This window comes from Pseudomonas fildesensis, assembly GCF_001050345.1.
Classification (GTDB): Bacteria; Pseudomonadota; Gammaproteobacteria; order Pseudomonadales; family Pseudomonadaceae; genus Aquipseudomonas; species Aquipseudomonas fildesensis.
The window spans coordinates 114,659-128,027 of record NZ_LFMW01000013.1; the positions used below are offsets into that span (position 1 = coordinate 114,659).

11 protein-coding genes are annotated in these 13,369 nt (G+C 60.2%); 4 read left to right on the top strand and 7 right to left on the bottom strand.

The genetic code is table 11. The features are described 5' to 3' along the window. The first annotated feature begins 41 nt into the window (after positions 1–41). Positions 42–1,037 carry a glutathione S-transferase family protein gene (locus tag ACR52_RS20165; RefSeq protein ID WP_048728511.1) on the top strand — a complete coding sequence of 332 codons (996 nt, stop codon included), beginning with the start codon at positions 42–44 and terminating at the stop codon, positions 1,035–1,037. Between the two features lie 81 nt (positions 1,038–1,118). Here the strand turns inward: ACR52_RS20165 and cysG are convergent, their stop codons facing one another. The 6 genes from cysG to ftsK are packed head-to-tail and all read right to left on the bottom strand — an operon-like array spanning position 1,119 to position 8,615. Continuing rightward, positions 1,119–2,513, bottom strand: coding sequence for a siroheme synthase CysG (gene cysG / locus ACR52_RS20170; RefSeq protein WP_048728512.1), 1,395 nt, complete (start codon positions 2,511–2,513; stop codon positions 1,119–1,121). Further along, on the bottom strand, positions 2,514–3,794 hold the full coding sequence (serS, locus tag ACR52_RS20175; protein ID WP_048728515.1) for a serine--tRNA ligase: 1,281 nt from the start codon (positions 3,792–3,794) through the stop codon (positions 2,514–2,516). 16 nt (positions 3,795–3,810) lie between these two features. After that, positions 3,811–4,185 (bottom strand): fluoride efflux transporter CrcB, encoded by a 375-nt coding sequence (crcB, locus tag ACR52_RS20180; RefSeq protein ID WP_048728518.1) that lies wholly within the window; start codon positions 4,183–4,185, stop codon positions 3,811–3,813. After that, entirely contained in the window at positions 4,185–5,507 is a 1,323-nt protein-coding gene (locus tag ACR52_RS20185) for a replication-associated recombination protein A (protein ID WP_048728521.1), read from the bottom strand. Before ACR52_RS20185 ends, crcB begins: the two co-directional genes overlap by 1 nt. A gap of 27 nt (positions 5,508–5,534) precedes the next feature. Further along, positions 5,535–6,158: an outer membrane lipoprotein chaperone LolA gene (gene lolA, locus ACR52_RS20190; RefSeq protein WP_048728525.1), complete on the bottom strand. Its 624-nt coding sequence runs from the start codon at positions 6,156–6,158 to the stop codon at positions 5,535–5,537. A gap of 54 nt (positions 6,159–6,212) precedes the next feature. Further along, positions 6,213–8,615: a DNA translocase FtsK gene (gene ftsK / locus ACR52_RS20195; RefSeq protein WP_048728527.1), complete on the bottom strand. Its 2,403-nt coding sequence runs from the start codon at positions 8,613–8,615 to the stop codon at positions 6,213–6,215. Between the two features lie 495 nt (positions 8,616–9,110). Here ftsK and aat point away from each other — a divergent pair, with 495 nt between their 5' ends. The 3 genes from aat (at position 9,111) to infA (ending at position 10,873) form a co-directional block, all read left to right on the top strand. Next, entirely contained in the window at positions 9,111–9,791 is a 681-nt protein-coding gene (gene aat / locus ACR52_RS20200) for a leucyl/phenylalanyl-tRNA--protein transferase (RefSeq protein ID WP_048728533.1), read from the top strand. 55 nt (positions 9,792–9,846) lie between these two features. Next, positions 9,847–10,554 carry an arginyltransferase gene (locus ACR52_RS20205; RefSeq protein ID WP_048728536.1) on the top strand — a complete coding sequence of 236 codons (708 nt, stop codon included), beginning with the start codon at positions 9,847–9,849 and terminating at the stop codon, positions 10,552–10,554. A gap of 100 nt (positions 10,555–10,654) precedes the next feature. Continuing rightward, the gene (gene infA, locus ACR52_RS20210) at positions 10,655–10,873 is read left to right on the top strand and encodes a translation initiation factor IF-1 (protein WP_002553999.1); all 219 of its coding nucleotides are present in this window, start codon (positions 10,655–10,657) and stop codon (positions 10,871–10,873) included. Between the two features lie 224 nt (positions 10,874–11,097). Here the strand turns inward: infA and clpA are convergent, their stop codons facing one another. Next, entirely contained in the window at positions 11,098–13,368 is a 2,271-nt protein-coding gene (gene clpA, locus ACR52_RS20215) for an ATP-dependent Clp protease ATP-binding subunit ClpA (RefSeq protein ID WP_048728543.1), read from the bottom strand. Position 13,369: the final 1 nt, after the last annotated feature.

The following is a 13,369-nucleotide window of genomic DNA, read 5'->3' on the forward strand; positions in this document are numbered from 1 at the left end:
TTTAGACTGGGCTCCAACGCTTATTAGCCAAGGAGCCAGTCATGGGCTTGCTGATCGAAGGACGCTGGCACGACCAGTGGTACGAAAGTAGCGCAGATGGCGCTTTCCAGCGCGAACAGGCACAACGCCGCAACTGGGTGACTGCCGACGGTCAACCCGGCCCCAGCGGCGAAGGTGGCTTCAAGGCCGAGGCCGGTCGCTACCACCTCTACGTCTCTCTCGCCTGCCCCTGGGCCCACCGCACGTTGATCATGCGCAAGCTCAAGGGCCTGGAAGCCTTGATCGACGTGTCCGTGGTCAGTTGGCTGATGCTGGAAAACGGCTGGACCTTCGACAAGGCCCACGGCGCCACCGGCGATACGCTCGACGACTTTACCTACATGCACCAGCGCTATACCGCCGATACAGCGGACTACACCGGGCGCGTCACCGTGCCGGTGTTATGGGATAAGAAGCTCAAGCGCATCGTCAGCAATGAATCAGCGGAGATAATCCGCATGTTCAACAGCGCGTTCAACGGGCTGACCGGCAATACCCTGGATTTCTATCCCGACGCGCTGCGCTCGACTATCGATGCGTTGAACGAGCGCATCTACCCCGCCGTCAACAACGGCGTATACCGTGCAGGCTTTGCCACTTCGCAGCAGGCGTATGAAAGTGCGTTTGATGATGTGTTCGCCGAGTTGGATCATCTCGAACAGCACCTGAGCGACCATCGTTACCTGGCCGGCGAACACCTGACCGAGGCCGATGTGCGACTGTTCACGACACTGATTCGCTTTGATGCGGTGTATTACGGCCACTTCAAATGCAATTTGCGGCGGATTGCGGACTATCCGAACCTGTCGAACTGGCTGAAGGAGTTGTATCAGTGGCCGGGCGTCGCCGCGACGGTGGATTTCGAGCACATCAAGGGGCATTACTATGCGAGTCACCGGACGATCAATCCGACGGGGATAGTGCCGAAGGGGCCGTTACAGGCGTTTGATGCCAAGCATGATCGACAAAAGCTGGCCGGCAAAGGTGTCTGGAGCTGAACAGGCTTCCCGTGGCGAGCGGTCTCTTTGTGGCGAGCCCGCTCGCCACACCACGCGGGCTCGCCACAAGGGGGCGTTCGTCTAGACTTGCGCCTGAGCACCCTCAAACCACTTCAGCTTCTCACGCAACACCACCACCTCACCCACGATCACCAGTGTCGGCGCATGCACTTCATGCTCCGCCACCATGCGTGGCAAGTCGGCCAGGGTGCCGGTAAACACGCGCTGGTTGGACGTGGTGCCCTGCTGGATCAACGCCGCCGGCGTATCCGCCGCACGCCCATGCTTGATCAACTGTTCGCAGATGATCGGCAAGCCAATCAAGCCCATGTAGAACACCAGGGTCTGCGATGGCCCCACCAGGTCATTCCAGGGCAGGTCCGAAGTCCCGTCCTTCAAGTGTCCCGTGATAAAACGCACCGACTGCGCATAGTCGCGGTGTGTCAGCGGAATCCCGGCATACGCCGCGCAACCACTGGCCGCCGTGATCCCCGGCACCACCTGGAACGGGATGCCATGGGCCGCCAACTCTTCGATCTCTTCACCGCCGCGCCCAAAGATGAACGGATCGCCACCCTTGAGGCGCAGCACACGCTTGCCTTGCTTGGCCAGGTCCACCAGTTGCTGGTTGATCTGGTCTTGCGGCACGGCGTGTTCGGCGCGACGTTTACCCACGTACACGCGCTCGGCGTCGCGGCGGCACAACTCGAGAATCGCCGGGGCCACCAAGCGGTCATACAGCACCACGTCGGCTTGCTGCATCAAGCGCAAGGCACGGAAGGTCAGCAGGTCTGGATCACCGGGGCCTGCGCCCACCAGGTAGACCTCACCCGGCGCATGGGGCGGCTTGCCGTTGACTTTTTCCACCAGCAAACGCTCAGCTTCAGCGCCCTGCCCGGCCAGTTGCCGGTCGGCAATCGGGCCCTGGAACACTTCTTCCCAGAACGCCCGGCGTTGCTGCACATCCGGGTACAAGCCTTTCACCTGGGCACGAAAACGCGCCGCCAACCCGGCCAATTGGCCATAGGTGGACGGAATCCAGGTTTCCAGCTTGGCGCGGATCAGGCGTGCCAGCACGGGTGCATCGCCGCCACTGGACACTGCAATCACCAGGGGCGAACGGTCGACAATCGCCGGGAAGATCACGCTGCACAAGGCTGGCGCATCCACCACGTTGACCGGCACGCAACGGCGTTTGGCATCACTGGACACTTGCGCGTTCAGTGGCTCGTCGTCCGTCGCCGCGATGATCAGGGTGCAACCATCAAGGTCGGCCTCCTGATAACCGCGTAAAATCAATTCCCCGCCACTGCCCAGTACCAGTTCACGCAACTGGACTTCAATCTGGGGAGCAACCACCCGCAGCAACGCGCCGGCGTCGGCCAGCAGCCGGGATTTGCGCAAGGCAATCTCCCCGCCACCGACGACCAACACACGACTGCCGCGCAGGTTATGAAACAGCGGCAGAAATTCCATTTAGCCGATGACCTCAACGCCCGCCATATAAGGCTTGAGCACCTCAGGTACGCGGATCGAGCCGTCAGCCTGTTGGTAGTTTTCCAGCACGGCCACCAGGGTGCGACCTACAGCCAGGCCCGAACCGTTAAGGGTGTGCACCAGTTCCGGCTTGCCGCTTTCCGGGTTGCGGAAACGCGCCTGCATGCGACGGGCCTGGAAATCACCACAGTTGGAGCACGAAGAAATTTCGCGGTATTTGTCCTGGCTCGGCACCCACACTTCGAGGTCGTAGGTCTTCACGGCGCTGAAACCCATGTCGCCGGTGCACAATGCCAATACGCGGTATGGCAGCTCCAGCAGTTGCAGGACACGTTCGGCGTTGGCGGTCAGGCCTTCCAGGGCTTCCATGGAAGTCGATGGCTCAACGATCTGAACCATCTCGACCTTGTCGAACTGGTGCTGGCGGATCATGCCGCGGGTATCGCGACCCGAAGCACCGGCTTCACTGCGAAAGCACGGGCTGTGGGCAACGAACTTGATCGGCAGTTGCTTGGCGTCGAGGATCTCGCCGGCCACGATATTGGTCAGCGACACTTCGGCGGTCGGGATCAGGTACAGGTCGGCTTCGCCATCGCGGCTGATCTTGAACAGGTCTTCTTCGAATTTCGGCAACTGGCTCGTGCCCATCAGCGCCGGGGCCTGAACCAGGTACGGGGTGTAAGCCTCTTCGTAACCGTGCTCGCCGGTGTGCAGGTTGATCATGAACTGCGCCAGGGCACGGTGCATGCGCGCGATCGGGCCGCGCAGCAAGGCAAAGCGCGCGCCGGACATTTTGGCGGCGGTTTCGAAATCCAGGCCACCGGTCAATTCGCCCAGGGCGACGTGGTCCTTGATCTCGAAATCAAAGGCTTTCGGCGTGCCCCAGCGACGCACTTCGACGTTGCCGTCTTCGTCTTCGCCAATCGGCACCGATTCATGGGGAATGTTGGGGATACCCAGCAGGATCGAATCCAGCTCGCCCTGAATGCCTTCCAGCTCGATTTTACCGTCGGACAGTTCAGTGCCCATGCGTTCCACGTCCGCCATCAACGGCGCGATGTCTTCGCCGCGCTGCTTGGCCTGACCGATGGATTTGGAACGCGCATTACGCTCAGCCTGCAGTGCTTCGGTGCGGGTCTGGACGGTCTTGCGCTGTTCTTCCAGCGCTTCGATGCGCGCAACATCCAAGGCAAAGCCACGGGATGCCAGGCGGTCCGCTACGTCCTGAAGGTTGCTACGTAACAGTTTGGAATCGAGCATGTCGGTCTCTCGTTTATCAAAGTTTGGTCAAGGACAGGCCAGCCCAGGTGGCGAGCAGCCCGCCGAACACGCTGATGCCCAGGTAACCGAAGGCTACCAGGGCCTGCCCGCTTTCCAGCAGGCGCAGCGTATCCAGTGAAAAGGATGAAAAGGTCGTCAGACCGCCTACAAAGCCGACAATCAAGCCGGCTCGAATTTCAATCGGCACTTCCGGGCGCAACAGAAACCAGCCGTACAACAGCCCGATGATCAAACAGCCCACCAGGTTGACCGCCAGGGTCGCCGCATAAAAATGCTTCGGCCAATTGGCGCTGACCCAAGTGCCAGCGGCGAAACGCAATAATGTACCAGCGATGCCGGCTGCGGACACGGCAAGAATCGTCTTGAACACTACTTTCTCCGCTGTTTTGGGCTGAGGCGATCGAGTTGGGCGAGGTGGTTGAGCTTTTCACCGATTTTCAGCTCCAGGCCACGAGGCACCGGCTGGTAGAACGGCTGTGGCTCAAGCTCGTCAGGGAAGTAATCTTCGCCGGCCGCGTAGGCATCCGGCTCGTCATGGGCATAGCGGTATTCATCGCCGTAGCCCAGTTGTTTCATCAGCTTGGTCGGTGCATTGCGCAGGTGCAGCGGCACTTCCAGGGAGCCGTGTTCGGCGGCCGCGCGCAATGCGGACTTGAAGCCCATATACACCGCGTTGCTTTTCGGCGCGCAGGCCAGGTAGGTAATGGCTTGTGCCACCGCCAACTCGCCTTCCGGGCTGCCGAGACGCTCCTGAACTTCCCAGGCGGCCAGGCACAGGCTCAGGGCGCGCGGGTCAGCGTTGCCAATGTCTTCGCTGGCCATGCGCACCACGCGGCGCGCGAGGTACAGCGGGTCGCAACCACCGTCGATCATCCGTGCAAACCAGTACAACGCGCCGTCCGGGTTCGAACCGCGCACGGATTTGTGCAGCGCCGATATCTGGTCGTAAAAGGCTTCGCCACCCTTGTCGAAGCGCCGGCGTGTGTCGCCGAGCAGGCTTTGCAGCAAGTCGACGCCAATCTCACTGCCGTCTTCGGCCAGGTCGGAGGCGTTCTCCAGCAGGTTGAGAAAGCGTCGGCCGTCACCATCGGCGGCGCTCAGCAGAATCTTGAAGCCTTCGTCGCCGAGGCTCAGCTGGCGCTTACCGAGGCCCTTGTCTTCGCTCAAGGCGCGGTGCAACAGCTTCTGCATCGCCGCTTCGTCCAGGCTCTTGAGCACATAGACCCGCGCCCGTGACAGCAAGGCGTTGTTCAATTCAAACGAAGGGTTTTCGGTGGTGGCACCAATGAAGATCAGCGTGCCGTCTTCGACATAGGGCAGGAACGCATCCTGCTGCGATTTGTTGAAACGGTGCACTTCGTCGACAAACAGGATGGTGCGCTTGCCGTATTGCCCGGCCTGTTGCTTGGCGACTTCCACCGCCTGGCGGATCTCCTTGACCCCGGCGAGCACCGCCGAGACCGTTTCGAAATGCGCATCCGAGACTTTCGCCAGCAGCCGCGCCAGGGTGGTTTTACCCACCCCCGGCGGCCCCCAGAAAATCATCGAGTGCAGCGCACCCTGCTCCAGGGCTTCGCGCAGCGGCTTGCCGCGAGCGAGCAGGTGTTCCTGACCGACGTACTCGTCCAGGTTGGTCGAACGCAAACGCGCGGCCAATGGTTGAGCAATCGGGTCACTTCGAAACAGATCCATGGGCAGCGTTTAAAACCTCTCGGCAGTTTATTCCTGGATCACGTCGGCACCCTTGGGGATGTCGAACTTGAACTTGGACGCCGGTACCGGCTGGTTGGCCTTGACCCCGGAGAACAGGATATCGGTGCGCTGGCCGACGCTGTCGACCAGGCGCATGTTATTGATCACGCCGTTGCCGAACGACAGGGACAACGTGTCAAACAGCGTGTCCTTGGATTTCGGCTTGAGGGTGAACTCGATCACGTTGCTGGTCTGCTTTGAGGTGATCTCGAAGCTGTCGTTGATTTTCGACACGTCACCCGAGAGCAGCAGCGCCGGAGTCTGGTTCAGTCGCGGGTCCAGCTTCTTGATGGTCGCCTGCTCCAAGTCCGGGTCCCACAGGGTGACTTTCTGGCCGTCCGAGACGATGGTCTGCTCGGCCTTGCCTTCCGTGTGCCAGTAGAACAGCCCTGGGCGCTGCACGGCCATCTCGCCGGCGGTTTCCTGCAACTGGGTACCGCCGGCATCCAGCGTGAGCTGGGAGAAGCGCGCGGTCAGGGTCTGGGATTTGTCCAACAGGTTCTTCAGGCTGGCGACGGAGGCCGGGTCAGCGTGGGCCGAAACAGCGGTCAGGGCCAGTACCGGCAACAACAGCATGCGGATAAGACGCATGGGAGTCCTCATTGAGTCGTTAGGGCGAGCCGCGTGATGCCACGCGGCACGTGATCAGTCGCGCATTTGCCCGGGAGCGATGACTTCGCGCGAGCCGTTGGTGTTCATTGCGGTCACGACGCCAGCGTTTTCCATGGATTCGATCATGCGGGCGGCACGGTTGTAGCCGATTTTCAGCTTGCGCTGTACCGCAGAAATAGAGGCGCGGCGGCTTTCGAGCACGAACGCCACGGCTTCGTCATACAGCGCATCGGTTTCGGCATCATCGTCGCCACCGCTGCCACCATCGAAGCCGCTGCCGGCTTCTTCGACACCCGCAAGGATGTCGTCGTTGTATTCCGGCGCGCCACGCAGTTTCCAGGCTTCGACCACGCGATGCACTTCATCATCGGAGACGAAGGCGCCGTGGACGCGGATTGGCAGGCTGGTGCCCGGTGGCATGTAGAGCATGTCACCATGGCCCAACAGTTGCTCGGCGCCGCCCTGGTCGATGATGGTCCGCGAATCGATCTTGCTCGACACCTGGAACGCCATGCGGGTCGGGATGTTGGCCTTGATCAGGCCGGTGATCACGTCCACCGACGGGCGCTGGGTCGCGAGAATCAAGTGAATCCCCGCCGCACGCGCCTTCTGGGCGATACGTGCGATCAGCTCTTCTACCTTCTTGCCGACGATCATCATCATGTCGGCAAATTCGTCGACCACCACCACGATGGTCGGCAATTTGGTCAGCAGCGGCGCTTCATCGTGAATGCTTTCGCGCTTGTACAGCGGATCGGTCAGCGGCGTACCGGCGTCCTGGGCTTCCTTGACCTTGGCGTTGAAACCCGACAGGTTACGTACGCCCATCTTCGCCATCAGTTTGTAGCGTCGCTCCATCTCGGCAACGCTCCAGCGCAGAGCGTTAGCGGCGTCCTTCATGTCGGTGACCACTGGGCACAGCAGGTGCGGAATGCCTTCGTAGATCGACAATTCGAGCATTTTCGGGTCAATCATGATCAGCTTGGCGTCTTCCGGGCCCGACTTGAACAGGATCGACAGGATCATCGCGTTGACGCCCACCGACTTACCGGAACCGGTGGTACCGGCCACCAGCAGGTGAGGCATTTTCGCAAGGTCGGTGATCACCGGCTTGCCGCCGATGTCATGGCCGAGGGCCAGAGTGACCGGCGATTTGAAGTTGTCGTATTCCGGGGTCGACAGCACTTCGGAGAAGCGCACGATCTGGCGATCCTCGTTGGGTATCTCGATACCCACGGTGGTCTTGCCGGGGATGACTTCCACCACGCGCACGCTGGTCACGGCCAGGGAACGTGCCAGGTCCTTGGCGAGGTTGGAGATGCGGCTGACCTTGACGCCCGCGGCCGGCTGGATTTCGTAACGGGTAATCACCGGGCCCGGGTGGATCGAATCCACCGTCACTTCGACGCCGAATTCCTTGAGTTTGATTTCCAGCAGGTGGCCGACCGCCGCCAGGGATTCCGGGGAGTAGTTGAGTTGTTTCTTTTCGGCCGGGTCGAGAATCGAAATCGGCGGCAAGGTGCCTTCGACGGCGCTGTCGACAAACAACGGCGCCTGTTTCTCTTTTTGCACACGGGCGCTGGGCTCGGGAGCCTTGGCCGGCGCCGGAGCGATCACCGGCGGCACCTGCTTCTCGCGGTCCGACATGTGCTTGCTCAGGGCTTGCTCGCGCTCGATCAGGCGTTCCTTGACCTTGGCTTGCTCACGTCGGTCCGGCGTACTCGGGGCCACCACCTCGTTGACCCGGGTGTCCACCTCGCGCAACTGCGCCACCATGCGCTTACGGTCGACGCGGGCCGACCACCAGCGGTTGGCGGCCCCCTGGAACAGTTCGAGCAGGTCGAGGGTGATTTTGCCGGTCACGTCCATGACCTTGAACCACGACAAGTCGGTAAACACCGTGAGGCCGAACAGGAACAACGCGATAAACATCAGGGTGCTGCCCTGGATATTCAGGGACTTGCGCGCCAGGTCGCCAAGGCTTTCGCCCAATGCGCCACCCGCGCCCGCCGGCAAACCGGTCGGCGCGTGGAAGTGGATATGCGCCAGGGCTGCGCCGGACAACACCAGGAACACCAGGCCAATCAGGCGCCACGAGAACAGCCAGCCGCTCCACTGCCACGGTTCGTGACGCTGGCGGAAGATCTGCCAGGTCTTGATCGCGAGCAGCAACGGGAAGATGTAGGCGAAGTAACCCAGCACCATGAACAGGATATCGGCGCTATAGGAGCCGGCAGGCCCGCCGAAGTTCTGCACGTCGTCGATCTTGCTGTTGTGGCTCCAGCCCGGATCGTCCTTGCCGTAGGTCAACAAAGCCATCATCAGGAACAGGCACAGGGCGCCGATAGCGATCAGCGCACCTTCCTTGAGTCGATAATGCAGGTGCTGACGCCAGGCCGGCACGACTGTCTTAGGTTTCGCGGTGGTTTTCTTCAAAACGGGTCTTTTCCTGCGCCTTTAGCGCGTCCATCGTTGAATGACTGCACACTGCTGCCCAATCCGAGCAGCTGAAAAAATAAACGAACGTCGTAGAAACTACTTTTAACACTGGGCAATGGATGGGTGAAATGGCGATAACGCCACAATGGCCGCATTGTACGGGTTTGCGTCCCCGTTGCCACGCACTTGCCCTCACCCGGCAGCATAGACAATTCATTTGTCACAACATGTTCAATTTGAGCATGCATTGTCTTTGCTGACAAAGGCTTATGAGCTGTTTTTACCAATCCGGGCAAGCTTGGCAAATGGCCTGCATGGGCCGGACCCGATTACGACCACGCCTCAGGCATAGAGTTGCAGAAACACCCGTTCACGCTAATCCACGCCAATGCCCTATTCGGGCTGGCCCCACAGCGCTGTGTCGACAATAATCACCCCCTGGGGCAGGCGACATTCCTGCCACTCCCCTCCCCTTCCGTAAGCCTGGATGCCATGCTCACCTGGTTACAACGCAACACACTGACCTTCCCTCCGCTGGCCAAAGCCATGCGCGAACCCAATGGCCTGCTCGCCGCCGGTGGCGACTTGTCGGCCGAGCGCCTGGTCAAGGCCTACCGCCATGGCTGCTTTCCGTGGTTCTCGGAAGGCCAACCGATCCTTTGGTGGTCGCCTGACCCGCGCACCGTGATATTTCCTGACGAACTGCATGTATCGCGCAGCCTGGGCAAACTGTTGCGCCAGCAGCGCTATGCAGTGACCTTCGACCAGGACTTCGCTGCCGTCATCCAGGCGTGCGCAGAACCGCGCGCCTACGCGGATGGCACCTGGATCACCGAGGGCATACAGAGCGCCTACCTGGAGCTGCACCAGCGAGGTTATGCACACTCGGTAGAAGTGTGGGACCAGGGCGAACTGGTGGGCGGCCTGTATGGCCTGGCGATGGGCCAGTTGTTTTTTGGCGAATCCATGTTCAGTCGCGCCGACAATGCCTCGAAATTCGGCTTCGCCACGCTGACCCGGCAATTGCAGGAATGGGGATTTGTGTTGATCGACTGCCAGATGCCCAATGATCACTTGCACAGCCTGGGCGCCCGCGCCATTCCCCGCAGCGAATTTGCCGGTTTCCTGCGCGATCATCTGGACCAACCCAGCTCTGGTCCGTGGGTTTCCTAGGCGACATCCGCACACCTGGCTTACACTTATTTCAAAGCTTACCCGAGGGTTGATCATGACCGAGCTGGCGCGTTTGAAGTTTTATGCCACTCAAGCTCACTCTTGCAGCTATCTGCCCGACGAGCAGGCCACCACGCTGTTCCTCGACCCCAGTCAGCCGATGGATGTGCATGTGTATGCCGATCTATCGGAAATGGGTTTTCGGCGCAGTGGCGATCATCTGTACCGGCCCCACTGCCAGAACTGCAATGCCTGCGTCCCGGCACGCATCCCCGTGGCGCAGTTTCTGCCGGACCGCAACCAGAAGCGCATCCTCAAGCGCAACGCCGACCTGACGGTAACGCCGGCCAAGCCCAAGTTCAGCGAAGAATATTTCGACCTGTATCAGCGCTACATCGAACAGCGCCATGCCGATGGCGATATGTTCCCGCCCAGCCGCGACCAGTTTTCCACGTTCCTGGTGCGCGACCTGCCCTTTTCACGCTTCTACGAGTTTCGCCTCGACGGTCGCCTGCTGGCCGTCGCCGTGACCGATTTGCTGCCCAATGGCCTGTCGGCGGTCTACACGTTCTATGAACCGGCCGAAGAGCGTCGCAGCCTGGGACGCTTCGCCATCCTCTGGCAAATTGGCGAAGCATTGCGCCAGGAACTGGAGGCGCTGTACCTCGGTTACTGGATCAAGAACTGCAAAAAGATGAATTACAAGACCCAATATCGACCCATAGAACTGCTAATTAATCAAAGATGGGTCACGCTTAACTAGAACCCCTTGGCTTAAACACCCTTTTTCGGGCACAATGCACGCCGCTTTTGCCTGGCGCAGTTGCACCGGGCCATTCACTGGATACCGAGGGCTTTACTGCATGTCGAAAGAAGACAGCTTCGAAATGGAAGGCACTGTCGTCGACACCCTGCCCAACACCATGTTTCGTGTGGAGTTGGAAAATGGGCACGTCGTAACCGCGCATATCTCCGGCAAGATGCGCAAGAACTACATTCGTATTCTTACCGGCGACAAAGTGCGCGTCGAGCTGACGCCCTATGACTTGAGCAAAGGGCGCATCACTTACCGCGCTCGTTAATCAAGTCAATACAAAACGCCCGGTTATGCCGGGCGTTTTTGTAGGTGGGAGGGGGCTTGCTCCCGATAGCGGTGTGTCAGTTGCTAAATGCTTTGGCTGACCCACTGCTATCGGGAGCAAGCCCCCTCCCACATTTGATCCCCATTTTTGTTATTAATGAACTCCAATTTCTCCAGGCAGTAAAAAGGCGCCTTTCGGCGCCTTTGCGTTACTGCGATTTACGATCAGGCCATTTCAGCCGTGGTTTCGAACTCGAAGGTCAGCTCGCCATCCTTCAGGTCGATATGCACCACGCCACCATGGTCGGAGAGTTCGCCGAACAGGATCTCTTCGGCCAACGGCCGCTTGATCTTGTCCTGGATCAGACGTGCCATTGGGCGAGCGCCCATTGCCGCGTCGTAGCCACCCTCTGCGATCCAGCTGCGCGCCGCCTCCGTCACTTCCAGCTGCACGCGCTTGTCTTCCAGCTGCGCTTGAAGCTCGGTAAGGAACTTGTCCACCACGCTTTTGATGACCTCATGACTGAGGCGACCAAACTGGATAATGGTGTCCAGACGGTTGCGGAACTCAGGAGTGAAGCTCTTCTTGATCACTTCCATCGCATCGGAAGAGTGATCCTGGTGCGTAAAGCCGATCGACGCCCGCGCGGCCGTTTCAGCACCGGCGTTGGTGGTCATGATCACGATCACGTTGCGGAAGTCCGCCTTGCGCCCGTTGTTGTCGGTCAGGGTCCCGTGATCCATCACCTGCAACAACAGGTTGAAGACTTCCGGGTGGGCCTTCTCGATTTCGTCGAGGAGCAATACGCAATGCGGCTGCTTGGTGATCGCTTCGGTCAATAGACCGCCCTGGTCGAAGCCGACATAGCCCGGAGGCGCACCGATCAGGCGCGACACGGTGTGACGCTCCATGTATTCGGACATGTCAAAGCGCACCAGTTCAATGCCCATGGCTTTGGCCAACTGCCGCGCCGCCTCGGTCTTGCCGACGCCGGTAGGGCCGGCAAACAGGAACGAACCGACTGGCTTGTCCGGCGACTTGAGGCCCGCACGCGACAGCTTGATCGCGGTGGACAGCGCGTCGATGGCTGCATCCTGGCCGAACACGGTGAGCTTGAGGTCGCGCTCCAGATTACGCAGCAGCTCCTTGTCGGAACTGTTGACGTGTTTTGGCGGAATCCGCGCGATCTTCGCCACGATGTCCTCGACCTGAGGCACGTCGATGCGTTTCACACGCTTCTCGACCGGCTGCAGGCGCTGGTAGGCACCCGCCTCGTCGATCACGTCGATGGCCTTGTCCGGCATGTGCCGGTCATTGATGTAGCGCGACGCCAGCTCAGCAGCTGCACGCAGTGCCTCATCGGTGTACTCGATGCCATGGTGCGCTTCAAAACGCCCCTTGAGCCCGCGCAGAATGCCAATGGTGTCTTCAACTGAAGGCTCGGACACATCGACTTTCTGGAAGCGACGCGCCAGGGCACGGTCTTTCTCGAAGATCCCGCGAAATTCCTGGAACGTGGTCGAACCGATGCAGCGGATATCACCCGACGACAGCAGCGGCTTGAGCAGGTTGGAGGCATCCATCACCCCGCCGGACGCCGCACCGGCACCGATGATAGTGTGAATCTCGTCGATGAACAGGATCGCCTGCGGGCGCTTTTTCAGCTCGCCGAGCAACGCCTTGAAGCGCTTCTCGAAATCGCCACGGTACTTGGTACCGGCGAGCAATGCCCCCAGGTCAAGGGAGTAGACGACACTGTTGGCCAGCAGGTCCGGTACTTGATTGTCGACGATTCGCTTGGCCAGGCCTTCGGCAATCGCGGTTTTACCCACGCCCGCCTCACCCACCAGCAACGGGTTGTTTTTGCGACGACGCGCGAGAATCTGCGCGACACGTTCAACCTCCAGCTCACGCCCCACCAGCGGATCGATCCGCCCCTGGCGCGCCAATTCATTGAGGTTGCTGGCATAGGCATCCAGCGGATTGCTCGAAGAAGAAGACTCGCCACCCTCCTCATCCTGCATATCCTGCTCGCCCTCGGAATGATCGCCTTGCCCAGGCACCTTGGAGATACCGTGGGCGATGTAGTTGACGACATCAATACGGGCAACGCTCTGCTGCTTGAGCAGGAACACTGCCTGGCTTTCCTGTTCGCTGAAGATCGCCACCAGCACATTGGCGCCTGTGACTTCACGCTTGCCGGAGCTCTGTACGTGGAAAACAGCACGCTGCAACACCCGCTGGAAGCCCAGGGTTGGCTGGGTCTCGCGGTCCTCGTCATGCACGGGGATCAGTGGCGTGGTGGAGTCGATAAACTCCTGCAGGTCATGCTTGAGCTTGTCGAGGTTGGCGCCGCACGCACGCAAAACGGTGGCGGCAGCTTCGTTATCCAAAAGTGCCAGCAGCAGGTGCTCGACGGTCATGAATTCATGACGCTTCGAACGGGCCTCCTTGAAGGCAAGATTGAGGGTGACTTCGAGCTCGCGGTTTAACATA